This is a genomic window from Erwinia sp. PsM31, from assembly GCF_030433775.1.
Classification (GTDB): Bacteria; Pseudomonadota; Gammaproteobacteria; order Enterobacterales; family Enterobacteriaceae; genus Erwinia; species Erwinia aeris.
In genome coordinates this window covers 1-297 of record NZ_JARUWZ010000085.1, presented here as the reverse complement: position 1 = coordinate 297, position 297 = coordinate 1, and the positions used below count along the sequence as shown (strand labels likewise).

The 297-nt window shown below is 48.5% G+C and carries 1 other RNA gene; it reads right to left on the bottom strand.

Features of this window, described 5'->3' with window-relative positions:
• Positions 1-105 precede the first annotated feature (105 nt).
• Positions 106-229, bottom strand: a non-coding RNA gene (locus tag QCD69_RS22570) — RtT sRNA.
• Between the last annotated feature and the right edge of the window lie 68 nt (positions 230-297).

Here is a 297-nt window from a genome sequence, read left to right as displayed (position 1 = left end):
CTCCGTGTAAAGGAGATGCTCTACCAACTGAGCTAATCACCCACTTCGGTACTTCTTTTCGTGAAAGATAATCCTTCACGTTTTACATCAGATACCACTTAAAAGTGGTGGGTCGTGCAGGATGACTCGGCGTTCCTCGGCCTGCTGGCCCGTTGCTTAACGCAACGTTGTTTCGCTTCGCTCAACCGAACCTGCTGCAGGTTCACATCCTTCACGTTTTACAGCGGTTACCATCTTAATAATGGTGGGTCGTGCAGGATTCGAACCTGCGACCAATTGATTAAAAGTCAACTGCTC